Below are 24,984 nucleotides of genomic sequence, written 5' to 3' on the forward strand. Positions count from 1 at the left end.
AATTTCAACACATACTTTTGCTTTATAATCCAGTTAATATTTCTTGTTCTTTTGGATAACGTTCCCCTATAATTTCAATTTTAGAAAGTGCGTCATTTATCTCAGTTAATTCTGTTGCTGTGAACCTAATATTTTCTGATCCTATATTTTCCTTTAAACGTTCAAGCTTTTTAGTTCCAGGAATCGGCACAATCCAAGGTTTTTGAGCTAGTACCCATGATAGTGCAATTTGTGCTGGTGTTGCATTCTTTTCCTTAGCAATCTTTTTTACTAATTCAGCTAGAGCTTCATTTGCAGAAAGATTTTCTGAATTGAAACGTGGAATTGTGTTTCTAAAGTCATTGCTTTCAAACTTTGTATCTTTATTAATTTCACCAGTTAAGAATCCTTTTCCTAAAGGACTAAATGGTACAAATCCTATTCCAAGCTCCTCAAGAGTTGGTAATAATTCATTCTCTGGTTTTCTCCACCACATAGAATATTCACTTTGAATAGCAGTTACAGGAAGAACTGAATGAGCACGACGAATTGTTTGCGCACCAGCTTCTGAAAGGCCCCAATATCTCACTTTCCCTTCTTCTATTAACCTTTGGACAGTTCCTGCTACTTCTTCAATTGGTACATTAGGATCAACACGATGTTGATATAAAAGATCAATATAATCAGTTCCTAAACGCTTAAGAGAACCTTCAACTGCTTTTCTTATAGTTTCTGGACGACTGTCTACCCCTACTGATTTACCATTTTGAATATTAAAACCGAATTTTGTGGCAATAACTACTTTATCACGGTAAGGTTTTAATGCTTCCCCAACTAATTCTTCATTTGTATATGCTCCATAAACTTCTGCTGTATCAAAAAAAGTTACACCGAAATCTATGGCTGAATGAATTAAAGATATCATATCACTTTTTTCAGGAAAAGGAGGGTAACTTTGACTAATTCCCATGCATCCCAATCCAATAGTTGAAACTTCAAGATTACTATTTCCTAATTTTCTCTTTTTCATAAAACTCACATCCCTCTCAAACATTAATAAATATATGTTCTAAAACATCTTTTATATCATACAACCTTAAGTTAACTTCAGGTCAAGGGATTATTTATTAATTATTAAATAAATTAAAGCTGAGCCTAAAGGCTTCCATAAGACAGCTCATTAATTTTCATTTCTAAATCTATAACCTTTTCCAAATTGTATAACTATTTTTAAAAACATTATTTTATCTTATTAAAAAACTTCCTTAATTAAAGTTATTTAATAATGGTGATAAATTCCCTATATAATATATATCTAAAGCATGAAGTGCCCTTGTGCAAGCAGTGTAAAGTAACAGTCTATCTTCTTCATCCTTATATTTAGAATCACCTGCATTATATATCATAACCACATCAAACTCTAATCCTTTTGCAAGATAAGCAGGAATAATTACAATGTCATTAATATATTCATCTTCATCATTTATTATCATCTTAGCATCTATCTTATCTTTTACGTAATTGTAGACATTTTTTACTTCACTAATATTTTTAGTTATTATCCCAATAGAGTTATAACCTTCACTCCTATAAGCTTTTACTTCTTCTACTATTCTTTTATTTATATCCTTCTCCTCTAAAAATCCAATTAGCCTTGGTTCAGATCCATTTCTTTCAACATATTCATCAGCTATTTCTTTATTTAGTATTCTTCGTGAAAATTTAGTTATTTCCATTGTTGATCTATAGCTTTTAGTTAAATTAATAGTAGAAGTATTTTCTGGATTAAGTATTTCTACAATATTACTATAGCTTCCAACATTCATATATGGATTAATAGATTGAGATATATCTCCTAGTATTGTTTTATTTGCAGAGCCAAATAATTGATTAAATATTTCATACTGTAATGGCGAATAATCTTGTGCTTCATCTATAATTACATATTTTACTTCTGATGTTTTTGGAATATCACCTACTGCTCCTTTTATAAATAAAAGTGCTATTTGATCTTCATAATTAATCTTTTTAGCTCTAAAATTCTCTAATGTATATCTTTTAATTTCTCTAATAGTATCATTATCAAAATCAATATTTGCCTTTTCTAAGAAATATTCTAAGTTTTCATAAAGATTTGTATAAGTATCTAGCAAGTTAAATTTAGTCTTTTCTTCAACTTCATAAATTATATCTTTTATCCCTCCATTAACTAAGGCCCTACTTACTTTATTGATTTCTCTCTTCTCTAGATATTCTCCCGTTTCCTCTATTTCCTTTGCTACTTTCTCTACTAATCTTTTTTCATTAGATTCTATAAGAAATAAAATTCTATTTCTTATCTTTTCTAATTTTCTCTTAAGGGGAAGATCAACATAATCCTTATAATATAGCTCATTTATATCCTTGGAAGAAATTATAGTTTCATTTCTTAAAGTAATGTCAAAAAATTCTTTAGGATTTTCTTCTAGGTCTGAAATATATACTTTTAATAGCTTAACAAATTCCATAGAAGACTTAAACTTTATACTTTTAATTCTAACATCATAATATTGTTCCCCTTCATCACCAAAGATGTTTTCCATCATTTCACAATAATCTTCCTTAACATTTACATCCTCTAAAACTTTATGCATATATTCTTTGAATGTAGTTTGCAACATATTATCTTCACCAAGCTGAGGTAATACATTAGAAATATAATCATTAAATATGTTATTTGGCGAAAAAATTACTATATTTTTAGAAGTTATAGTATCACGATGTTTATATAAAAGGTATGCTATTCTATGAAGGGCAACTGATGTCTTTCCACTACCTGCTGGTCCTTGAACTATTAAGTTTTTATACTTCTCATTACGGATTGCTTTATTTTGTTCTCTTTGAATTGTAGTAACTATAGCCTTCATTTTACTGTCGCTGCTTTTACTTAATATATCTTGTAAGACCTCATCATCTATTTTAATATTGCTATCAAACATATAATCAATCTTACCATTATTAATTTTATATTGTCTTTTCATTGTTATCTTGCCATTTATTATTCCTTCAGGACATTCATAAGAAGCACTTCCAATCTCATAATCATAAAACATACTTGAAATTGGTGCTCTCCAATCATATATAAGGAAATCAAAATCTTCATTAATTAAATTAGAAATTCCAAGATAGAATTTTTCCTCTTTTCCTTCTCCATCTTCAATAAAATCCATTCTTGCAAAATAGGGTGATAAAAGCATTTGCTCATATTTATCAACTAGCTTTCTTTCAAACTCATGACTTTGCTTTTGAATCTTCATAGTATTTATAAACTGTATAAAATCTACAATATGCTGCAAACCATTATTTACTGAAACTGCTCCAACATTTTCCCATAGCTCTCTTTGAGTTTTAATTGCATCTTTTTTAAAGTTTTCTTTATAGTTTTTCTTTTCTTCTAATTGACTTTTTACCTCTCTTAATACCCTTTGTAACCATTCCTCTTCTATTATCCATTCAGATTTATTTATTGACAATATATCTCCTCCTTACAATGAAAAAAGCATTTTAAAGTGATATTAATATTTAATCATAAACACCCGAAATTACCAGTCTGTAATTATCTAATTATTTATGTTATAATTAAAGTGTAGAGAAAATATATTAAAAATTCCTAGTTTAAATATAAAAAAGGCAGCCTCATAAAAGACTGCCTTTTAACTGTTTTTTTACTTCTTAAACAGAAGTTGCTTCATTAATATTATCTTCACACACACTATTTCTTCCATGTAAGAAATAATATAATAGCACAGTAATAAATGTAACTATTGCCATCGCTAAATATAATCCTCTATAGCCTATTGACGGTACCAAAAGTCCTAATATGAACGGCCCAAAACCTACCCCTAAATCTTGAAATATAAAACTAGTTGAAGTAGCTAATCCTATATTATGCTTCGGAGAAACTTTTATTGCAATTGCTACGCAACTTGAAGATATTGTACCATATCCAATTCCCACTAAAGCTCCAACTAATAAGAGTGTAAATCCATTATTGACTCCACTCATAATAAATAAAGCTATAGCAAACAATATTATAGACGGATACATAACAAAGTTTTCTCCTTTTGTATCAAGCCATTTTCCTGTAAAAGGTCTTGAAACAAAAACAAAAACTGCATATACAATAAAGAAAAAGCTCCCTGCATAAGCTAGATTGATTTCTTTAACATAAGGTGTAATGAATGTAAGAATACTTGAGTAGCCAAAAGCAATTAATGCTGAAACTATAGAAATTGGAACTGCTTTGATCTCAAAGAAATTATGTATAGAAAAGTTACTCCTCTTCTTTAATTGCTCTTTTGCAAGCTCTAATTTTGGAACCTCCACGAAGAACACTGCAATGAAACTAATTGCTAAAAAAGCAACACATACAATGAAATTCATGTAAAAGCTTGCATGCTCAGTGATTAACATTCCTAAAAATGGTCCAATTGCAGCAGCCAAAGTCAAGCTTAATGTATAATAGCCAGTACCTTCACCTCGACGTTCATTAGGAATAATCTTTGCCACAATGGTTCCTGTAGCTGTTGATGCAATTCCCATAGCTGCTCCATTCAGGAAACGATTAGCCAAAAGCATTCCCATGCTGTTCACTAAAAGATATAAACAAGTAGTTATTAAGAATAAGGTAAAACCAATATAAAGCATTCTCTTACATCCTATTTTTTCTATGTATTTCCCTGAAAAAATACGTAAGACAAGTGTTCCTATTATAAATATTCCAGAAGCTAACCCAGCTTGACTAGGTGTAGCATGAAATTTTTCTGATGCAAATAAACTCATTGTCACCATCAATAAGTAGAAAGTAAAATAAAGAAAAAAGTTTGCCGTAGTAACAATCAGGAAATTTTTTGTCCATAATTTAGGTTGATTCAATTTCAACTCTCCTTTTCATTTGTAATATTTTCTAATATTCTTGGAATTACTTCAAATACAATTTGTTGCTCTTCTTTTGTAATATCTTTCATCACTTCATATTCTAAACATGTTATTTTTTCACGACAGATTTGATAGAGTTCTTCTCCTGTTTCAGTCAACTGAATGATTTTTTCACGCTTATTCTTGCCGGTTATTTCTTTTATAATCATTTTCTCTTCTAAACTTTGAACCCTTCTAGTCACGCTAGGTTTTTCTACATTATAGTACTTAGAAATATCTACAAGTGAAGATGGTCCATTGTTTTTTAGATAAAAAATAACTTGCCATAAAGAATACGAAAGATTATATTCACTTAACAAATCATTAAGCTTACTTATTATTGGTCGGTATAAAGATATGAATCGCTGAAAAAAGCCTTGCATTTTTAATACCTCCTAATTCAATATAGTTACCTTCATTAACTGTTAACCAAGGTAATTATATATTATATATATATATATGTCAAGTTTCTCTATTAGTATGCATATTCACGCTTCAATAAATCAATTGTTTTTCAGTGCTATGCAAACATGATAGCCAAAATACCTTGAATTTATACATAAGTAAGAGATGGGATTGGTACATGGCTTATTAGATTTAGGTAATTAAGATGAATATATTTTTTACAAAATATTAGAATATAAGATAAATGCATTTATCCACTAATTAGATTTTATTGCATGTGATGGAGAAATAATTGTTGGCAATATAATCTACTCAAAAGCAAAGGTAATTAATAAAAGTAATAAACTTTATTTTGTATTTTAATATAATTGTTTCTCAATTATATATAAAAAAGCCATAGATTTCTCTATGACTTTAAATAAAATTATCTTCAATGTATTAATTAATATCTTATCATATCTCTAGTAATATCTTCTAAAGAATAGGCTCCACACATTGCCATTGTATCTTCAAGCTCATTTGCTAATTTTTCAATATATACTTTTACCCCTTCTTCTGCTCCACCATAAAGTGCTGTTACAAATGTTCTGCATATAAGTACTCCATCAGCTCCTAAAGCTAATGCTTTAAAAACATCTACTCCTGAACGTATTCCGCCATCTACGAATATTTTCATTGAGCCACCTACAGCATCAACAATATCAGCTAACACTTCTGCAGTTGCTGGGCATTGATCTTGTACTCTTCCACCATGATTTGAAACAACTATAGCAGCAGCACCAGCTTCTTTAGCTTTTAATGCACCTTTAACAGTCATTATACCTTTTACGATAAACGGTAGTTTAGAAAGTTCAATAATTTCCTTAAGCTCGTCTACAGTTTTTGCTCCAGCTGGAGGATTCATATTCTTTAAAAATGGAAGTCCAGCTGCATCAATATCCATAGCTACTGCAATAGCTCCCGATTCTCTAACTAACTTCATTCTTTCTTCTATTGTTGTTATATTCCAAGGCTTTACAGTAGGAATTCCTAATCCATTTGCATTTTTTATAGCACTTGTAGCGCCTTTCATTACCTCTGGGTTTACCCCATCTCCAGTGAAGGCTAAGATTCCTTCCTTTGCACATGTAGAAACTAAAATATCATTATATTGCATCTCATCATATTTATCACCATAATGCACTTGAACAGCTCCTACTGGCGCAGCAAAAAATGGATACTTAAATCTTCTATTGAATAATTCTATACTGGTATCAACCTTTTTGTTTTCTGTTAATGTGTCCATGTTAATACGAATTTCTTTCCACTTATCATAATTACGTATTGCTACATCACCAACGCCTTTTGCCCCTGGACCTGGCATTCGATTTTTACATACTCTTCCGTTACATTCATTACATGCTTTACAATAATCACCAATACAAGTTCTCGCATTCTTCAATACTTCTTGATAATTCATTCTACTACACCCTTACTTTCTATAAGTGAAACTCCCAGTCTATTATTTTGTAAGCTTGCTTACACCTACAAATCTATATAAGTTATGGAGTTTCCTTATCTATAATTGTTACGTCAACCTACTCTTAAGTATATCACAGAATATATAATTATTTAGTTTCTTGAAAAAATATTATGTGTTTTTTCTATATCTATTAAAACCCACATTTCTTGCATTCCACCAAGGGTGTGTACATTATACATAACCTTTTCTTTACTTTCAGAATTTGATAAAAGTTAACCACTAATAATGCTTTTATCAAATTACCTATTTCGAACAAAATCTTAATAAATATCCATTTAAATCTTGATATTCCAATAACTATTTATTTCTTCTATCATTATTTGTATATCTCCTAATGATAAAAAAGCAAATTTATACTCTAGTTTTTATTAGAATTCCTTATTGAGTACTTCACCCAGGCATTGAATATAAGAAGTATTCCTATAACAAGACAACCTGCACTGATAGCTTTAATAAATCCCGAAAAAAATTGTTCATAAGCTTTTATACTAGGTTTATATATTGCAGAATAAATTATTGTAATAAATGATATCAATAATGCACATAAGGCCCCAACCAATGATTCATTTCTTTTTAATTTTTGAATTTCATTAAGTAATGAAATTATATTTTTATTATTTTCCACCTCTTCATTTTCCTGTTCAATATATTCACCCTTTAGTAACTCATTAACTGAAACCTCCAACACTTTACCTATTTCTTCAAACAATGAACTATCAGGCATACACTTACCACATTCCCACTTTGAAACTGCTTTATCAGTTACATTAAGATATTCTCCAAACTCTGCTTGAGTCATTTTTTTGTTTTTTCTAGCTTCTGCTATAAATCGTCCAATTTTTTGTGTATCCATAATAACACCCTCCTTTAATAATATGATAATTCAAAAGTCACTATATTCAAACCCACCAAAGGTAGAGTATGTAGAGTATAAGTAGAATGTAGTAATTTCACTACTTATTACTGTTTGTAATATCCTATTTTTATATAGTAAATTTAATTACTTAACAGATTTTAAGTTTACGTATCACTCTTTACTTACTTATTTGTGATACAGTTCTTTCTTAATTATTCTAAATTAAAAATGCTTCATAAAAACATAAAAACTCTGATTAAATAAATGTACTAGGTGGAATTCCAATGTCAAAAACTACAATTCCTGCCCCTAAAACATTTAAGCGACGACGTATAATATAAAGGTAAAAATAGGTAATAATATTTATAAACATTACTATAACCTTTTTGTTTCTGAATTAATAGTGAGGAATTATTTTCCTGGTATTTGTATAGAACCTATGTCAAAGAGAAAAAGCACCAATCCAACGTAGATCGTGTGCTTCTATATTAATAATTTATTTAATTCTTTTTATATCACTAAAACAAAATAAATAACTACTTTTTATATTAATTATATTTTATAGTTATTCAAATTCACAATATTAGCCTTATCAATAAATCCTGAATTAAACCATGGAAATTCTCTAATTACGTTTTCTATTGATTGTGATAACCATCTAATATAAGGATCATATATATAATTTATTAAGTTTTCATCCTCTATGTGATAAAAAGGGCATAAATCAAATTCTCTTGTTCCCAATAGCACTACCCCAGAAAAATGGTAGAATAATAGAGGTGAATAATCCACATGCACAACATTATTCTTTCTTGAAACTTTATAATTCTTTATATTCCAAAATGCAGCATTCGCTCCAATAGAGTTTACTATATGAACATTTTTAAATATATTAGGCCAATCTTCTACATACCTTTGGTCTCCAAAAGTTTTATTAACCACATCATATTCAACAGTACATTTTTTTAAGCACCTCTCCCCCCAAAGTCTCACTGCAGTTTTTGCTTCATTATTATTTTTAAATCCTACAAATCCTGTATTATATAATCCACTTAGTTCGTAATAGAACTTAAACTCTTCTGAATTTCTATGATCTGTTAAAAAAATTGACGCATCAGGATTCTCATTAAAAATATAATCTATATCAGAAAAAAAGAATAAATCTGCATCTACATGTGCATAATATTTCGCATTGTCATATTTATTAATTACATAATATAAAAAAATAGGTTTTAGTGTCCAACAATATTCATGAAATATTCTATTAGACTTAGCTAATACTAAATCATAATTAGTTCTCTCTATATCTTTTAGTTGTACTAGAATCATGTTTTTGAAACCTATTTTATTTAGTATATGGTAAACAGAATCATTCATACATAAAATAAATAACTTAAAATCACTACAACAGTTCTCTAAAGAAACATACATTGGTATGGCTTTAAATAAATTTGCTTCCGATAAAATCATTGATAAATGATATTTACTCATAGTTATCCTCCTCTTCAGTACATTTTTAGAATTTAATAATAAACATTATAAATGTCTTTTATTAAGGCTAACATAGCTTCTGTAATATATTTAATTCCAAATATATCTCTTAAAATTTTAGCTTCAATAATTAATTTATTTATATCTACATCTATAGTTGGCATAACTTTATTTATATCTGTAACACCTTCTATAAAGTAGCGTCGTCTACATGTTTGAAGTAATTCTAAAAATATATCTAAAAAAGGCTTGAAATAGCTTACAGCTATCATATTATTTATATCTTTAGTTAATTCATTAAGATCATAATCATTAATCGATGTTATACCAGACATACAAACTAATAGTACATCTAAAAAATAAATATTATTGTATTTTTTACATACATAATTTATATTTTCACGAGTTTCAAATATATTAATATTTGTAGGATGCTCTTGATGAACATTTAATATATTTTTATCAAATATAAATTTGCTACCAGACTTATATAGTCTTATTCCTAAGTCATAGTCTTCAAATCCATATCCAACTATATCTTCATCAAACATCCCTACTTCTATAACTCTATTTCTTTCTACGGAAGCATTATTAGTTATAAAAAATCTCCATGGCAAAACATAGTCTTTTAATTCTTCATTGTGTTGTTCCAATATATTTTTTAGACCTCGCATAAATTCTGTATTTAAGTCAAAAGAATTTTTCATATAACTTCCATCAATTATTGATTCAACATCTATTAATGGATGCTTATCTGGCATATTAGACTTCTCATTTGTTTTAGGCACATTTTCACCTAAATAATTTTCATTGCTTACATCTAGTTCTTTATAATAAAAAGTAAAAACTCTTTTCCACGGAATTCCGCATACAACTATATTTTTTTCTTCATGATTTTTTAAATGTCTAGTTATAAAATCTCTAGGAGCTATCATATCACTATCATGGAATATTAGAATATCACCAGCTGCTCTTCTTATTCCTTCATTTCTTCCACGAGCAATTCCTCTATTTTTTTCAAGTCTCACAAATTTAAATACAAAGTTAGCTTTAAAATTTTCTAACATTTGTAGAGTATTATCGTTAGATCCATTATCTACTACAACAACTTCAAAAATATTGAAGTCACAATCTTGATTATTTAAGGATATAAGATTGTAGTATAACCGTTCTTTAGAATTATATGATGGTATTATAACACTTACTTTCATTACTTTCTCCTCCCTCGTTAATCTTTTCTAATTATCATCAACTGCAGCTGTAGTCCTATATTCCTTAAAATTTGGATCTATCGTTTCAACATCATCAATAATTTTTTCCAATGCTCCTCTATATATTTTGTAAATAAATGGTATATTTACTCTATCTTGTTCGTGAACCTGCCTAATATCATATTTGCTAATTATTCTAAAACCACTAAAGTGATAAAATATCAATTTATTATTATTCACCATTATATTATCATTTAAAATTGTGAAATTATATTTCGAATAATTCCAATGTCCTATATTTATTCCTTGAGTTGTTATTTCCTGAACATTATTAAATAAGAATGGCATATCATCAAGATATTTTTGATCTCCAAATTTATTATCTTCAGGATTTGAAGTACAACTATCTATACACATTTTATCCCACCAATTAACACACGCTAATCCGTTAATATCTTTTTTAAAACTAATAAATCCCGAGTTAAAATTTCCAGTTAGAGATTGCATAGTATGATTAAATTCTTTTGAATACATTGGCAAAAATATTTCTCCACTAGATAGTAATACGGAAGCATATGGTTGATTTTCAAATATTACATTAGGATTTTGATAAAAGAATAAATCTGAATCTATATAAGTTACTCTTTCAATTGAATTATCCAAAGTAAATATATACTTTATAAAACTGGGCTTTAATGTCCAACAATATTGATTTAATTTTCTTGAAGCTTTGATTTCTAACAAATCTTTTCTATTTAGTTCAGGAATTGTTACTAATACTACTTTATCTAAATTAATTTTCTTAAGAAACTCATAGCATTTGTCATCTGCACAAAGAATATATATTTTAAAGTTATCAATAGTTTTATGCAAAGATAAAAAACATGCAATTGCCTGAATTAATCTAGTACTAGATACAACCATACAAAAAACACTCTTTTGCATTATTTATATCTCCTTTTTAAAGAAATCTTTATACCATTCTATAGTTTTACTTAGCCCTTCATCAATTGTATATTTTGGACTCCACCCTAATAAAGTTCTTGCTTTCTTTGCTGATAAATATTGATGTGTTATTTCATTATTTCCTTGATTTAATATTATAGGCTTTAGATCACTACCCATAATTTTTAATATTTTATTAACTAGTTCTAAAACTGTTAATTGTATTTCATTACTAAAGTTAAAAGCTTGTCCTCCTAGCTTGAGATCTACAACTTTTTCAGCTAAATTAATATATGCGTCTACTGCATCCTCTATATAAAAATAATCACGAATAAAGCTTCCATCACTTCTTATTAAAGGAGCTTCTTTATTTAATATAGATTGAATACTTTGTGGAATAATTCTATTGAAGTTTAAATCTCCACCGCCATAGAGATTTCCACATCTTGTAATACATACTGGCAGCTTGTAGCTTTCATAATAAGTTTGAGAAATTAGATCTGCACAACTTTTTGAAACATCATAAGGGTGCTTTCCTTGAAGTGGCATATTTTCATCATATGGAAGCCTTTCTTGATCACCATAGGCTTTATCACTAGATGCTACTATTACTCGTTTAATTAATGGGCTTCTTCTTGCTGCCTCAAGTATATTCCAAGTTCCTTCTATATTAGAAATAAAAGTTCCTAATGGGTTTCTATTTGCAACTCCAACAATGGCTTGAGCAGCTAAATGGAATACTGTGTCTATTTCATATTCTCCAAGTATCCTTTCTATTAATGAATAATCCTCTAAAGCGCCGTATACAGCATTAACCTTTTTATATTCTTCCCCAATATATATATTTGATTTTGGTATATAATCTCTTACTAATATAGTTACATTTGCCCCATAATTTACTAGTTTTTTAACTAAATAACTTCCTAAAAATCCAGTACCACCAGTTATAAAAACATTTTTATTACTCCAAAACTTGTTTACCATATTTTCCATTCTCCTTTTCCTTCGTTCCAAATTTTATTTACATTATTTATATCATTTAAGGTGTCCATAGCAGTCCAAAAGCCATTATGAATATATACTGCTAATTCATTATCTCTCGCTAATTTCTTTAAGGGATTCTGTTCTAAAACGCATGTTGTATCATTTTCTAAATAATCAAATATTTCTGGTTCAAAAACAAAAAATCCACCATTTATTATTCCATCAGTACTCTTTTTTTCGTCAAAAGATTTAGCTAATCCATCTTCTACAGTTAAAATTCCATATTGACTTTTCTTATATATGCCTGTAACTGTTGCTATTTTTCCCTGTTCTTTATGAAATTTTAATAATTCATCTATATTTATATCTGCTAGTCCATCTCCATAAGTTAACATAAATGTTTCATTACCAATATACTTTTGAGCCCTTTTTAACCTTCCTCCTGTCATAGTTTCAATACCTGTATCAATAAAGTTTATCTTCCATGGCTCTGATTCAGAATCTATATTAATATCCCCACTTTTCATATCTAAAAGAAAACTTCTAGTCTTCCATGAATAATCTATAAAATATTCTTTTATTTTTTCCCCTTTATAGCCTAACAAAAACATAAAATCATTAAATCCATAATGACTATATATTTTCATTATGTGCCATACTATAGGCTTATCCCCAACCTCACACAAAGGCTTAGGAATATTCATTGTTAACTGACTCATTCTAATTCCTTTTCCTCCAGCAAGTATAACAGTTTTCATCTTTTGTCCTCCACTCTTTTTCTTTTAATTAGTTTTGTTATTTTTTAAATCTAGTATTGAATCAAGATCTAAATATCCACAATGATCCTGTTCATCGTATAAAATTATAATTACCAAAGTATTTACATATCTATCATTCATCCTCGAAACAGCTATCTCATAACTTATATTTATAATACATTTATCTTTGATAAACTCATTAACTTCACATTCTAGTTTTTGGGTATTTGAGCCTTTTAATATTTTTATTTTCATTTTAATTACCTACCCCATACTGTTTTTCATAATATATATTATTCATAAAATTTTATTGTGCTACCCATTTTAATTTCTTAAGCTGAAATATAGAGATTTCTCTAAGAAGACATTTATTTTATCTATATTGGTATGCAATAAAGAATGAGAGAGGGAAATTAAGTAAATATAATGGTAAAATCCCTGTCTAAAAGAAAAGAACCCACCAAAGGTAGAGTATGTAGAATATAATAATTTCACTGCTTATTACTGTTTGTAATATTCTATTTTTATATGGTAAATTTAGTTACTTAACAAAATTTAAGTTTACATATCAACTCTTTACTCACTTATTTGTGATGCAGTTTTCCATATCAGTAACAAGTGCTATTTTTTTGTTAGCAAAAAAGATAGAATATTTATATATCCTACCTTTTATAACTGACAAATGTATATAATATTGCTTGCATTAATAATAAAACAAGTTATTAACTATGATTTTTTTCTAATTGTGAATTAAGGTACTATGATTACAACAGAGACCACAACTACAACGTGTATCACCAAATTTCAAGTCGTAAACTTCTGAAAGTTCTACATTAACTTTAATAACCTTTTCTGAAAAATCTGATCTTTCCTTTGGTACTTCTAAAAGATTATCTGCCTTATCTTGTGTATTTATAATTGCACCAATTGGAACATATCTATTTGTAGCTATCCTAATTCCCCCTGTTACTATTGCTCCAGTATCGATATAACAATTGTCCTCTACTATAGCGTTAAATACAATTGAATTAAATCCAACAAATGTATTGTTTCCTACAATAGCTGGTCCATGAATTAATGCTCCATGAGCTATACTCACTTTATTACCAATATATATTGAATACCCTATACCATTTACATAGTATTTAGCATCTCTTAGTCCATGTAATATTACCCCATCTTGTACATTAGAATTGTAACCTATATAAAATGGTGTTCCCTCATCTGCTCTTAGTACTACATTAGCACCAACAAATACATTCTCTTCTATTACTACATCACCTATTACACTTGAAAATGGCCCTATAAATGCACTTTCACTTATTCGAGGATATACACTTATAGGATTAAATGAAGTAACTGGGTTTTCTCCAATAAAGTAAGCATATAAATTAGTTGGCCCTATTGGTCTATAATCTTTTCTTATACTATTATCCACTATAATTTTCTCCTTAAATTAATATTACATTATATTAAGCTTAATATTAATTTGTTAATCTCCTATAAGTATAAAAATCCACTATAACACTTTACTTTAGTTATGGTGGATTTTACGATAAACCTTGCTGGCTTTTTAACTTACATTTTTTAAAGAGTTTATATAATTAATAGTCATATATATTACACTGCCCTTACTTTATTGGTAAAAACCGTACTTATTTATGATATTGTTCACTGTGTCACATTCTACGCTTATATAAGAATTCTTATGGTTAATTACAAATTATCTGAAATAAATTCATCAATAGCTCTGTCAACACTTAAGCTATCCATATCATTAATCCATTGTTCTAGAATAGCTATATATTTACATGTACTTTCTTTACTTTTTAAATAATTATATATTATATGAGCCTCATCTATTTCATCCTTACCAACATTAACTGAACTTTTCAAAGCATCACTGAAATGGGATATAATATTACTTTTAAATTTATGCTTTATTTCATTAATACTAAGATTGCTAAGTTTATACCTTTCACTGAAAAGCAGTTTATTATATCTTATTAGAAAAAACTTAATTTCTTTATTATTTAGAAACTCTACCAAAGCAATATTTTTATTAGCTTCTGTAAATCTAATAATTTTTGCAGTACTTATCAAATGCTTTACTGCTTTTATATAATCTCTATATTTAGCTGCACCTTCAAAATCAAGGTTTGCAGCAGCAATATTCATTTCCTGCTCCATTTCTTCCAAAATAGTCAAATCAGTGCCATTAAGCAATTTTATCACTTTTTCTACTAAAGCAAAATAATGATCTTTAGAAGGATTGGCTGTGCACATACCAATACACAAGTTCATAGAATACTTTAGACAGCCTGAAGCCTTTCTAGAAGCATTAGTACACAAAATTTTACTATGTTCTTTTATACCGTAAAGAGCTTTTTCTACAGTATTCTTATTAGTATAAGGTCCAAAATAAAGCTCTCCATCAGAACTGTTAAGATCGTTGCATATTTCAATATCTGGATATTTTTCGTTCATTTTTATTTTGATATAACAATAACCTTTTGGACTTTTCATTTGTCTATTATATATTGGTTTAATTTCCTTAATTAATTTACATTCAAGCAATAAAGCTTCAAATTCCGTATCTGTTAGAATATAATCAAAGTTCTTAAGATTTTTCACTAATTTTATTACCTTTGGAGAATGAGATTTCGAATTTATAAAATAGGATCCAACTCTACTTCTTAGATTTTTAGATTTTCCTACATAGATAATAGTATCTAAGGAATCTTTCATAAGATATACTCCAGGTGAAGAAGGCAGTTTTTTAATTTTTTCTTTTATGTTCAAAGTTATGATCCCCCTAAGGCAAATATTTATTACATTTTATCATAGGATTGTTTTGATTTACAAAATAATTTAACTATTATTTCTTTTAAAACATAAAAACTCTGATTAAATTATTGACTAAATAATTCAATCAGAGCTTAAAATTAAGTTATTGATTAGATATTTCTTGCTACTTCATATGCATCCCATATAGCATACATTATGTTTTGAACTTTGTTTGCATCACCAATCATTCTAATATTAGTGTGTAAGAATTTAATTTTATCGTATAGTGAATTTTCTGAGTCATATCCAATTGCAACGATTGCTGAATCAGCTTTAACTATTTCTTGAGATTCTTTACCTTCAATTAAAAATCCTTCTTCTGTTGCTTTTATTACTTTAGATCCACATCTTACATTAATCTTCTTGAAAGTTACTAACTCTTTTAACATATCGTGGTTTGCATGGCATAAAGGTCCACCAACTTGTAATATATCACCCATCATTTCAACAATAGTTACATCTTTGCCCATGTCTTTTAGCCATAAAGCAGTTTCACATCCTACTAGTCCTCCACCTATTACTATAGTAGAGTTTCCTACATCTTTTTTCTTAAGTAATACTTCTTCTGCAGTATATACATTTTCTGTTCCTTCAATAGTTAATCTTCTTGGAGTAGATCCTGTAGCTACTATAATTGTATCTGCATCAGTTGCTTTAATTATTTCTTCTGTAACAGTTATATTGTATTTTACTTTTACGCCAAGCTTTTCTAATTGTAATTCATACCATTCAACAAGTGCTATATCATCTTCCTTAAAATCTGGAGCTCCTGCTGCTACTAGGTTCCCACCTAATCTGTCACATTTTTCAAAAACTTCTACTTCATGTCCTCTTATTGCAGCTACTCTTGCAGCTTCACATCCTGCAATGCCTCCTCCAATAACCAGTACTTTTTTCTTTTCATCAGCTTTTCTAAGTTCTAATTCCTTTTCTCTACAGCATGCTGGATTAACTGCACATGTTATATTTGCAAAATTCTGTAATCTTCCCATACATCCTTCTTGACAAGATAAACACGGACGAACATTCTTATAGTCATCTGCTAATATTTTATTAGGAATTTCAGCATCTGCAAGTAATGGTCTTGCAAGTCCAATCATATCTGTCTTTCCTGATAATATAGCATCACTTGCTAATTCAGGATCTTCCATTCTTCCTGCTGTAATTATTGGAACATCTACTGCGTTCTTAAGAATTTCATTATATGGTAAATATAATCCCTTTTTTTGATACATTGGTGGATGGCTCCAGTACCATGAATCATATGATCCAACATCTGCATTTAAGGCATCATATCCTGCAGCAACTAATATTTTAGCTGCTTCTATTCCTTCTGGAATATCTCTTCCCATTTCTTCGAATTCTTCACCTGGTAGACCACCCTTACACCAGTCTTTTATAAAACTCTTAATGCTGTATCTTAAAGATACTGGATAATCTTCTCCACATCTTTTCTTTATTTCTTGAACTATTTCACAAGCAAAACGTAATCTATTTTCTAAGCTTCCGCCATATTCATCTGTTCTGTTGTTAAAGAATGAAATTGCAAACTGATCAAGTAAATATCCTTCATGAACAGCATGTATTTCTATACCATCAAAACCAGCTTTTTTAGCTATTTCTGCTGATTCTCCAAATTTTCTAACATATTCTTTTACTTCTTCAGTTGTAAGTTCACGACATACTACATCCTTTAAAAATCTGTGTGGAATTGCAGATGGTCCAACTGCTGTTTTACCAACAATTGATGGAATACTTACACGTCCAAATCCAGCTGATAACTGTAAAAATATCTTTGATCCATAAGCATGAACACGTTCAGTCATACTCTTTCCTCTTGTTATAAAGTTAAGAGGATTTAAAGTCGGACATGGCATTGATGGTAATGCACATTTTTCAATGTCATTTTCAACCATAGTAACACCTGTCATTATTAAACCTGTACCACCTTTAGCACGTTCAACATAGAACTCTTCCCCTTTTTCATTAAAACTTCCATCAGAATTACATAATCCATCTGGCCCCATTGGTGCTAAAACAAACCTATTTTTTATTTCTAAGTTACCTATTTTAATTGGTTCAAATAAAACTTTGTACTTTTCTTTTATCATAAGACATCCCTCTCCCTCTAAAATAATTTTATGATTGGCAATACCTCCATCTAAAAATCATTATAGAACATAAAGGAACTTTAACTTCAATAGTTATTGTGATAATTTTATCAAGTAATTTATTTTATAGGTATCCATATTTCTATATAAGTATGTAATTTAGCTGGTTTCTCAACATCTACAAGAAGAATCTTTCCAACCATATCTCCTATAATTTCAAATCCTCTAGCACTCGCATACTCCTTCGCACTTTTAAAAGCTACTTCAGGACTCTTTGTTAATTCATCATCAATAACTTGAATTGTATGAATGCATGAAGTAGCTTTTAAATTCTTCCTATGCAAGTCCACAGAAATGTTAAACTTATCTATATGCTTCTCTAAAACCATATATCCAAAATTGCATATATTACTATCTCTATGCTTAATTACACCTAGCTGAACTATTGGCATTGCTTTAACGCACTGTTGGACCATCTTTTGAGCTCGTCTATCTCTAGAAATCCATCCACACTCATCATCATACAACATTAATATTTCTGGAGATTTAACAAACTCATATTTATTAAGCAGTTCATTAATAAGGCGTATACTTTTTAAATTTTCTTCTATTGAGTCTGCAAGCTCTTTATAATACTTACTTTTTTCTTCTGCCTTTTTTTTATATTCTTCCATCCTATCCTTAGTAGATAAATAGCTACTGTCTTCACCACTAAACTGCTTAATAATAGCCTTCATAGGCATTTCCATATTTTTATACTTTGTATAAGATAATAGGCGAAATACATCTACTACATTATAATATCTCCATCCATTTTTCTCCTTATTTACCTTAATCAAATTTTCTTTTTCAAAAAAATGAATTGCACTTGTTGTTATTCCCAATATATTTGACAAATCCTTAACACTATATTTCATTTCTATCCTCCAAAACCTAAAGTAGCTTTAGCCTTTATTTAAAATTAATATATATGTTTTTCTGAATTACTTAAATAAACTCGTTACTTTTTGCATTTATAATTTATATTCTTTAAAAATACCATTATTTTTTCTAAATATTCTCTTTATTTAAGATAACATGTTTCTTAAATTATTTCTAGTTTTTAACATTTTATTTACAATAAAAAATTTTTTCTTAATAGAGGAAATTTTCTTCTAATAAAAGAAACCATCATTAAATTTTTAATCATTTAACGATAGTCTCTTTATTTAATAATTTATTATTACATATTTTATAAGCATATTTTTTAAATTGTTACCTTTGTACCATCAAACTTTGTGAAGGAAAAACCTTGAAACTCTTCATTATAGGTGCTTCTATAGTCCTGAAGTAATCCTATTGCCACAGCTTCTCCAAGTTTCATTCCCTCTAAGCCGTCTGAACGCCAGTGAACCCCTACAAAATCTCTTCCAAGAGAAATATTAGAAGCAAGCTTATTTAATTCTCCTCCTACTTTTAAATTATCCTCAAGATATGGTTGTAAATTAAGTCCGTCGACACTAGCTACTACTGGATTAGGAATAATATAATCCTCATTGAAAAATGCTTTTAGAATAGTTACACCTGCTCCAATCTGAGCTGCATGACCTGCAGGATATGCAGGATGAGCTGGGCATCCTTCAGGATAGGCCATAGGTAGAAGATAGGTTCCATATTTTTTGAATACTATCTCTAATACCCTTGAATATAATAATTCCTGATTAATCGGATGCTTTGCGGCACCTATCTTAAGATTTTGTATGCATCCCCCAAACTCTTCTGGTCTTAATCTTCTATGAGCCAAAAACTTTTGGAACCAGGTTGCTTCAAGTGCCATCCTGGCTGCACGAGTCACAAAATCCAAAACATGTGCAGTACCAAAGGTAACAAACCCCTCCTGGGTTTTTGAAAATAGATAGGGATTACTTAAAGATACAGCTTCCTGACCAAAGCCTAGTAGTATCAAACAAGCCGTTAGTGCCGCCTGAATGCTGGTGTCTTTATGGACATATTCGCCGAGGTCTCTGCCATTACTAATATATCGAGATAGCGGGTCAAGTTTTAATACTGAAGAGGGTGCCTGTCCATTCTGTATATTAAGCCATTCATTATATGAGGTCATATAATCGATTTTTTCCATAGGTACAGTGTATTTCTGTGTTATAGTTTTTGCCCCAAAAGGAATATCCTTTAAGAGGAACTGCGAAACATATGGTCCTTCCAAAGCTCCAGGGGCATTACCACGGAATAATGTTTCCGTAGTGACTTTGCATTTGCACTTAGGACCATCAAAAACCGAAAACTTTGATAAATCCTCGGTTGCAGCCTTAGTTATAGGGTTGGTATCATAATCTACAAAAGGGATATCACGAATTAAAGCCATCCAATAATCCTCAGCCATTTCACTTGCTTCTATAGCACTGGAAAAGCTCGGAGCTGGTGCTATAGTAAGATGGTTAGAATCTGGTCCTACCATCTCGTACGCATATGAGGCCTGAGGGTTAACGAATTTTCTACTCCCTCCTAGTGGTATCAAATTAAATTTTTCTGGATTTGCAGTAGTTAATGCCCTTATCCAAATATTGTAGGCATCTAAATTTACTTCTCCTAACAAATTATGAGGTAAAGCTTTTGTATAATTTCCAATCTTGTTTACATATAAAATTTCATCATTATTGCATCTTTGTCCCTGAAGAATCAAGTTCTTCTGAAATAAAGCAGACTCAGTTCGTTTTTCAAAGGCCTCAATGCGCCTCTGTTCTGGTGTTAAAGGCCCAATTTCACACTGTTCTGTTATTGTATTATATTTAGGGCATACGGACTTAGTAATACAAACTTTATCTTCGCTCTCATTCGTTTCCTTCTTTTTATCTTGCTTTTCTTCCATCTTAATCACTCCTATTATTTAGTTAGAACTTTCCTCTATTAAAATTTAAATATATTATCTATATAAATTCTTCAGTATATTATATGTAGCAAGTTATTAGATTTCTATTATTAATCTCATTTGTTTTTATAATTGTTACAGCATCATTGCTAAAAATAAATTCGCCACAAAGACATTACCGCCTAGAAAGATGAAAGAAATCATTGAGCAAATCTAATAGAAAATTACTTGTCCTAGATGTTACAACCATAAAATGTATAAGTTTGCTAAAAACAATGAGTGAATTAAAAATAAAAAGAAAAGAATAAAATTAATAATCGAAAAATATAAATCTATTACTGCAATAAATGAAAATATTCTGATGAGATGCTTAAAGGAAAAGAAGAATTCTATGAGGAATTTATGAGCATAAAATATGTATAATATAGCAAATCAATAATTATAACTTATTATTTGGAACTTTTAAATCAAATAAAATATCTAATAAGTATATAATAGGAGGTATGAGATATGAAAAAACTATTAGTATATTTTTTCCTACTTACATTCAGTATAATTCTACTTGTAGGATGTTCTGTAAATAGTAAAATTTCTATGACTGGTATATATTTAAAGTCAATTAACGGAAGCAATATTATTATTGGTGAGGATAGCAGTCCAACTCTTATTGGTAACAAAACAGGTAAAGAAAATATTTTTGATGATTTGAAAAGTGGAGATAAAATTGAAATCACTTACGATTTAATTAACGAAACTTATCCTGCACAAACTCAAATATATAGTTGTAAACTTATAGAAAGAGGTAGTGTAAATGATATCCCTAAAGATATATTAGATAAACTACAAGAAATGGGATGGACTTTTGATTTATAAAATTAAATAATATATAAACTACACCATTAAAACTAATGTTATATGAATTACCCAGTAAAGTGGATAGGAGTATAATGGTCCACTTTACTATGTAATTATCAACACTAGTTTAAAACATAGTCTATTTTTTCTATATAATTGCAATTAACCTCTATATAGTTTTTTTCTGTATACTCATTAATCTTTTGTAGACTTTGATTTATTATTTCTTACTGGAACAAATTCTGAAGTTGTATCATTAGGATCAATATATTTATAATCTCCATTTTCATCTTTTCTGAGCCCTAAAGATGCCATTTTCTTCTTACTATTTTTATGTTTATTACTCATTTCTTTCTCACCTCTTGTAATATTTATATTTGCCATTGAGTACTATATTATTCTTAGTATTACAGTCAAAAATTATAGATAAAATTTAAATATTAATTTAAATTTATTTTTTATCAATACTACTAACATATATAACTTCTTATAGAATAAAAAAACACGAAAATCTAACATTTTAGATTTTCGTGTTTTTCATGATGGTAACTATCCACTAAGTTTAAGTATTCTGAGAATATTACACATATAGAATATACGATTTTCTCTAATTCTCTTAGGATTTCTCTCTATGATAATTTTTTAAAATTATACAATTATTTGTAAGTTTTATTTTATAATTATCCTGTAATATTTTATCTATATTTTAAATTTTAAGTGGCATCATTTATTGTAGTATAATTATTTTTCTTATTATGGTAAGGTCTACGTCATTTATGATACGTTTCATCATTCATTATGCTAAGTAACTATTTTCTATAGAATTCTCTTATTTTCTCACAGACATAATCTATTTCTTGTATAGTTAACTCTGGGTAAATTGGCAGCGCTAATATTCTTTCTGATACTCTTTCAGCTACTGGAAAATCTCCTTTTTTATATCCTAAGTAGCTAAAGCACTTTTGAAGATGTAGTGGAATTGGATAGTATATGCTAGTACCTATTCCTTGCTCATTTAAATATTGATTTAATTCATCTCTCTTATGGCAGGTTATGTTAAATACATAATAAACAGGTATTTGATCACCTTTGATTTTTGGTAAGGTAATTTCTGATATATCCTTTAATCTTTCAACGTATAAGTCATGGATTTGACTTCTCTTTTCTAGTGCCTCATTTATATATTTTAATTTAACGCGTAAAATTGCTGCTTGTATGTTATCTAATCTTGAGTTATATCCTATATACTCATAGTGATATTTCTTTTTAGCTCCGTGAACTCTATACATTTTAGTAATATCTGCAAGTTCATCATTATTTGTAACTATTAATCCACCGTCACCATAAGCTCCTAGTGTTTTAGTTGGAAAGAATGAATAGATACCCATGTCACCTATAGTACCTGCGTGTCTGTATGTATCATCCTTACCTTTCCATTGCATACCAAAAGCTTCTGCTGCATCTTCTAATACAGATAAATCATGTCTTTTTGCTATATCCATAATATCATCCATATTAGCCATTTGGCAGAATAAATGTATTGGAATTAGCCCTACTGTATTTTTTGTTATTTTTTCTTCTATTTTTCTAGTGTCTATGTTGAAGGTTTCTTCATCTATATCTACAAATACTGGTTTTCCTCTATGCTTTGCAATACATGAGGTAGATGCTAAGAAAGTAAATGGAGATGTTATTATCTCTTTTTCATCCTTATATCCTAATATATCAGCTGTAATAACTAAAGCATCTGTCCCTGAAGCAACACCCATAGCGTGTTTTACCTTTGCAAAGTCTTGAACTTCTTTTTCAAAAGCTATAACATCTTCACCTAAAGTTTTAACTCCATTTTTTATTGAATTTATCATAGCTTCATTAAACTCAGCCATTTTCTCTTCGTATTCTCTTTGTGATGTATAAAATCCTACTTTTATCATAAATCTCTCCTTTTTAAATGTAACTTAAAATTCAAACTTTATTTTACCTCTTCTACAGCTTTAATAAGCTCCTCAATTACATACTTAGCATCCTCTAAAGATAAGGTTGAGTACACTGGTAATGTTATTTCATTTTTATATTGATTATATGCATTGGGATAATCTTCTATTTTATACCCTAAATTTTTATATAGCGTAAACATTGGCAGTGGTATAAAGTGAACATTTGTAGGTATATCTTTTTCAGCTAATATTTCTATAACATTTGCTCTATCACTTTCCTCAAATCCTTTTATTCTTAATGGATATAAATGATATGATGTTTCCATCTCCTCATTTTTAGAGAAAGGTATTATAGCCCACTCCTTATCTTCTAAAGCTTTGTTGTAAATCTCAAATATTGCTCTTCTTCTATCTAACATTTCCTCATATCTATCTAATTGAGACACACCTATAGCTGCATGTAAATCAGACATATTGCATTTAAATCCATCTGTTACTATATCATATTGCCAAGCACCAGCTTTCATCTTAGATAAAGCATCCTTTGTTTGCCCATGTAGTGCTATATATTTAAACTCTTTATATAAATCTTCTTTTCCATGAAAATTATTGTTATTAAATGTTATTCCTCCACCTTCAGCTGTAGTTAAATTCTTAACTGCATGAAATGAGAATACATGGAAATCATATTGAGATCCAACTTTTTTTCCTTTATAAGTTGCACCAAAAGAGTGTGCTGAATCTGATATAAGTATTATATCTTCTCTATTTAACTTTTTAAGTATTGTTTTTACCTTATCATAATCTACAGGAACACCTGCAAAATCTACAGTTATTATTGCCTTAGTTTTTTCAGTTATTGCCTCCTCTAATTTATCTAAATCCATTATAAAACTATCTTTAGCAACATCTACAAAGGTTGGCTTTATTCCTCTATGTAGAATAATGCTAGCACTTGCGGTGTAAGTATAAGGTGTGGTTATTACTTCATCCCCCTCTTTTATATCGTAAAATTTTAAAATAAGCTCCATACCAGCTGTTCCACTACCTAAGGCCACTGCTTTTTCGTTTTCACAGTAACCAGCTATTTTCTGCTCAAATTCTAAAACCTTAGGGCCACTTGTAATCCATCCTGATTTTAAAACCTGAACAACACTTTCTACTTCTCTTTCTGTAATATCTGGTGGTGATAACGGTATTTTTCTTGACATTTAAAATCTCTCCTTTGCAATTAGTCACACTTTAATAAATAATGTAGTAT

Annotated in this window: 21 protein-coding genes; 1 reads left to right on the top strand and 20 read right to left on the bottom strand. The window is 29.0% G+C overall.

What is annotated here, in order from left to right; genetic code table 11:
- Positions 1 to 22 precede the first annotated feature (22 nt).
- The 17 genes from ACZJV1_RS10145 to ACZJV1_RS10225 form a co-directional block, all read right to left on the bottom strand.
- Complete coding sequence (locus ACZJV1_RS10145; protein WP_463650055.1) at positions 23 to 1,009, bottom strand: aldo/keto reductase; 987 nt, start codon at positions 1,007 to 1,009, stop codon at positions 23 to 25.
- A gap of 235 nt (positions 1,010 to 1,244) precedes the next feature.
- A complete protein-coding gene (gene helD / locus ACZJV1_RS10150; protein WP_460287254.1) occupies positions 1,245 to 3,491 on the bottom strand; it encodes an RNA polymerase recycling motor HelD in 2,247 nt (748 codons plus the stop codon).
- 199 nt (positions 3,492 to 3,690) lie between these two features.
- Positions 3,691 to 4,899, bottom strand: coding sequence for an MFS transporter (locus ACZJV1_RS10155; protein ID WP_460287255.1), 1,209 nt, complete (start codon positions 4,897 to 4,899; stop codon positions 3,691 to 3,693).
- On the bottom strand, positions 4,896 to 5,318 hold the full coding sequence (locus tag ACZJV1_RS10160) for a MarR family winged helix-turn-helix transcriptional regulator (RefSeq protein ID WP_460287257.1): 423 nt from the start codon (positions 5,316 to 5,318) through the stop codon (positions 4,896 to 4,898). Before ACZJV1_RS10160 ends, ACZJV1_RS10155 begins: the two co-directional genes overlap by 4 nt.
- A gap of 464 nt (positions 5,319 to 5,782) precedes the next feature.
- Positions 5,783 to 6,799 (bottom strand): alpha-hydroxy-acid oxidizing protein, encoded by a 1,017-nt coding sequence (locus tag ACZJV1_RS10165; protein WP_460287258.1) that lies wholly within the window; start codon positions 6,797 to 6,799, stop codon positions 5,783 to 5,785.
- A gap of 421 nt (positions 6,800 to 7,220) precedes the next feature.
- On the bottom strand, positions 7,221 to 7,715 hold the full coding sequence (locus ACZJV1_RS10170) for a helix-turn-helix domain-containing protein (protein ID WP_460287259.1): 495 nt from the start codon (positions 7,713 to 7,715) through the stop codon (positions 7,221 to 7,223).
- A 555-nt stretch (positions 7,716 to 8,270) separates the two neighbouring features.
- On the bottom strand, positions 8,271 to 9,209 hold the full coding sequence (locus ACZJV1_RS10175; protein ID WP_460287260.1) for a hypothetical protein: 939 nt from the start codon (positions 9,207 to 9,209) through the stop codon (positions 8,271 to 8,273).
- A 32-nt stretch (positions 9,210 to 9,241) separates the two neighbouring features.
- A complete protein-coding gene (locus tag ACZJV1_RS10180) occupies positions 9,242 to 10,420 on the bottom strand; it encodes a glycosyltransferase family 2 protein (RefSeq protein ID WP_463650056.1) in 1,179 nt (392 codons plus the stop codon).
- Positions 10,421 to 10,447: 27 nt separating this feature from the next.
- Positions 10,448 to 11,365, bottom strand: coding sequence for a hypothetical protein (locus ACZJV1_RS10185; protein WP_460287262.1), 918 nt, complete (start codon positions 11,363 to 11,365; stop codon positions 10,448 to 10,450).
- 3 nt (positions 11,366 to 11,368) lie between these two features.
- On the bottom strand, positions 11,369 to 12,349 hold the full coding sequence (locus tag ACZJV1_RS10190) for a GDP-mannose 4,6-dehydratase (protein ID WP_460287263.1): 981 nt from the start codon (positions 12,347 to 12,349) through the stop codon (positions 11,369 to 11,371).
- Positions 12,343 to 13,107, bottom strand: a complete 765-nt coding sequence (gene rfbF / locus ACZJV1_RS10195; protein WP_460287264.1) for a glucose-1-phosphate cytidylyltransferase — start codon at positions 13,105 to 13,107, stop codon at positions 12,343 to 12,345. Before rfbF ends, ACZJV1_RS10190 begins: the two co-directional genes overlap by 7 nt.
- Positions 13,108 to 13,131: 24 nt before the next feature.
- Entirely contained in the window at positions 13,132 to 13,362 is a 231-nt protein-coding gene (locus ACZJV1_RS10200) for a hypothetical protein (protein WP_460287266.1), read from the bottom strand.
- Between the two features lie 484 nt (positions 13,363 to 13,846).
- A complete protein-coding gene (locus ACZJV1_RS10205) occupies positions 13,847 to 14,545 on the bottom strand; it encodes a DapH/DapD/GlmU-related protein (protein ID WP_463650057.1) in 699 nt (232 codons plus the stop codon).
- A 278-nt stretch (positions 14,546 to 14,823) separates the two neighbouring features.
- The gene (locus tag ACZJV1_RS10210) at positions 14,824 to 15,909 is read right to left on the bottom strand and encodes a UvrB/UvrC motif-containing protein (RefSeq protein ID WP_460287270.1); all 1,086 of its coding nucleotides are present in this window, start codon (positions 15,907 to 15,909) and stop codon (positions 14,824 to 14,826) included.
- Positions 15,910 to 16,064: 155 nt separating this feature from the next.
- Positions 16,065 to 18,062, bottom strand: coding sequence for an oxidoreductase (locus tag ACZJV1_RS10215; protein WP_463652158.1), 1,998 nt, complete (start codon positions 18,060 to 18,062; stop codon positions 16,065 to 16,067).
- Positions 18,063 to 18,184: 122 nt separating this feature from the next.
- On the bottom strand, positions 18,185 to 18,982 hold the full coding sequence (locus ACZJV1_RS10220; protein WP_463650058.1) for a MerR family transcriptional regulator: 798 nt from the start codon (positions 18,980 to 18,982) through the stop codon (positions 18,185 to 18,187).
- Positions 18,983 to 19,311: 329 nt separating this feature from the next.
- Positions 19,312 to 20,931, bottom strand: coding sequence for a vanadium-dependent haloperoxidase (locus ACZJV1_RS10225; RefSeq protein ID WP_463650059.1), 1,620 nt, complete (start codon positions 20,929 to 20,931; stop codon positions 19,312 to 19,314).
- A gap of 510 nt (positions 20,932 to 21,441) precedes the next feature.
- Between ACZJV1_RS10225 and ACZJV1_RS10230 the strand changes: the two genes are divergently transcribed.
- Complete coding sequence (locus ACZJV1_RS10230; protein ID WP_460287276.1) at positions 21,442 to 21,804, top strand: hypothetical protein; 363 nt, start codon at positions 21,442 to 21,444, stop codon at positions 21,802 to 21,804.
- Between the two features lie 177 nt (positions 21,805 to 21,981).
- Here the strand turns inward: ACZJV1_RS10230 and ACZJV1_RS10235 are convergent, their stop codons facing one another.
- The 3 genes from ACZJV1_RS10235 to ACZJV1_RS10245 all read right to left on the bottom strand — a co-directional run bounded on the left by ACZJV1_RS10235 (position 21,982) and on the right by ACZJV1_RS10245 (position 24,934).
- Positions 21,982 to 22,134 carry a hypothetical protein gene (locus ACZJV1_RS10235; RefSeq protein ID WP_460287278.1) on the bottom strand — a complete coding sequence of 51 codons (153 nt, stop codon included), beginning with the start codon at positions 22,132 to 22,134 and terminating at the stop codon, positions 21,982 to 21,984.
- 461 nt (positions 22,135 to 22,595) lie between these two features.
- Positions 22,596 to 23,717 carry a DegT/DnrJ/EryC1/StrS family aminotransferase gene (locus ACZJV1_RS10240; RefSeq protein WP_460287680.1) on the bottom strand — a complete coding sequence of 374 codons (1,122 nt, stop codon included), beginning with the start codon at positions 23,715 to 23,717 and terminating at the stop codon, positions 22,596 to 22,598.
- 41 nt (positions 23,718 to 23,758) lie between these two features.
- Positions 23,759 to 24,934, bottom strand: coding sequence for a DegT/DnrJ/EryC1/StrS family aminotransferase (locus tag ACZJV1_RS10245; protein ID WP_460287280.1), 1,176 nt, complete (start codon positions 24,932 to 24,934; stop codon positions 23,759 to 23,761).
- Positions 24,935 to 24,984 lie beyond the last annotated feature (50 nt).

The sequence above is a fragment of the Clostridium sp. LS3 genome (assembly GCF_055330225.1).

Excerpts from the sequence above, each read along its gene's own strand:
- ACZJV1_RS10225 (WP_463650059.1), bottom strand. The coding sequence starts at position 20,931 with ATGGAAGAAAAGCAAGATAAAAAGAAGGAAACGAATGAGAGCGAAGAT.
- ACZJV1_RS10245 (WP_460287280.1), bottom strand. The coding sequence starts at position 24,934 with ATGTCAAGAAAAATACCGTTATCACCACCAGATATTACAGAAAGAGAA.
- ACZJV1_RS10180 (WP_463650056.1), bottom strand. The coding sequence starts at position 10,420 with ATGAAAGTAAGTGTTATAATACCATCATATAATTCTAAAGAACGGTTA.
- ACZJV1_RS10175 (WP_460287260.1), bottom strand. The coding sequence starts at position 9,209 with ATGAGTAAATATCATTTATCAATGATTTTATCGGAAGCAAATTTATTT.
- ACZJV1_RS10170 (WP_460287259.1), bottom strand. The coding sequence starts at position 7,715 with ATGGATACACAAAAAATTGGACGATTTATAGCAGAAGCTAGAAAAAAC.
- ACZJV1_RS10200 (WP_460287266.1), bottom strand. The coding sequence starts at position 13,362 with ATGAAAATAAAAATATTAAAAGGCTCAAATACCCAAAAACTAGAATGT.
- ACZJV1_RS10220 (WP_463650058.1), bottom strand. The coding sequence starts at position 18,982 with ATGAAATATAGTGTTAAGGATTTGTCAAATATATTGGGAATAACAACA.
- ACZJV1_RS10185 (WP_460287262.1), bottom strand. The coding sequence starts at position 11,365 with ATGCAAAAGAGTGTTTTTTGTATGGTTGTATCTAGTACTAGATTAATT.
- ACZJV1_RS10160 (WP_460287257.1), bottom strand. The coding sequence starts at position 5,318 with ATGCAAGGCTTTTTTCAGCGATTCATATCTTTATACCGACCAATAATA.
- ACZJV1_RS10145 (WP_463650055.1), bottom strand. The coding sequence starts at position 1,009 with ATGAAAAAGAGAAAATTAGGAAATAGTAATCTTGAAGTTTCAACTATT.
- ACZJV1_RS10230 (WP_460287276.1), top strand. The coding sequence starts at position 21,442 with ATGAAAAAACTATTAGTATATTTTTTCCTACTTACATTCAGTATAATT.
- ACZJV1_RS10165 (WP_460287258.1), bottom strand. The coding sequence starts at position 6,799 with ATGAATTATCAAGAAGTATTGAAGAATGCGAGAACTTGTATTGGTGAT.
- ACZJV1_RS10190 (WP_460287263.1), bottom strand. The coding sequence starts at position 12,349 with ATGGTAAACAAGTTTTGGAGTAATAAAAATGTTTTTATAACTGGTGGT.
- ACZJV1_RS10235 (WP_460287278.1), bottom strand. The coding sequence starts at position 22,134 with ATGAGTAATAAACATAAAAATAGTAAGAAGAAAATGGCATCTTTAGGG.
- rfbF (WP_460287264.1), bottom strand. The coding sequence starts at position 13,107 with ATGAAAACTGTTATACTTGCTGGAGGAAAAGGAATTAGAATGAGTCAG.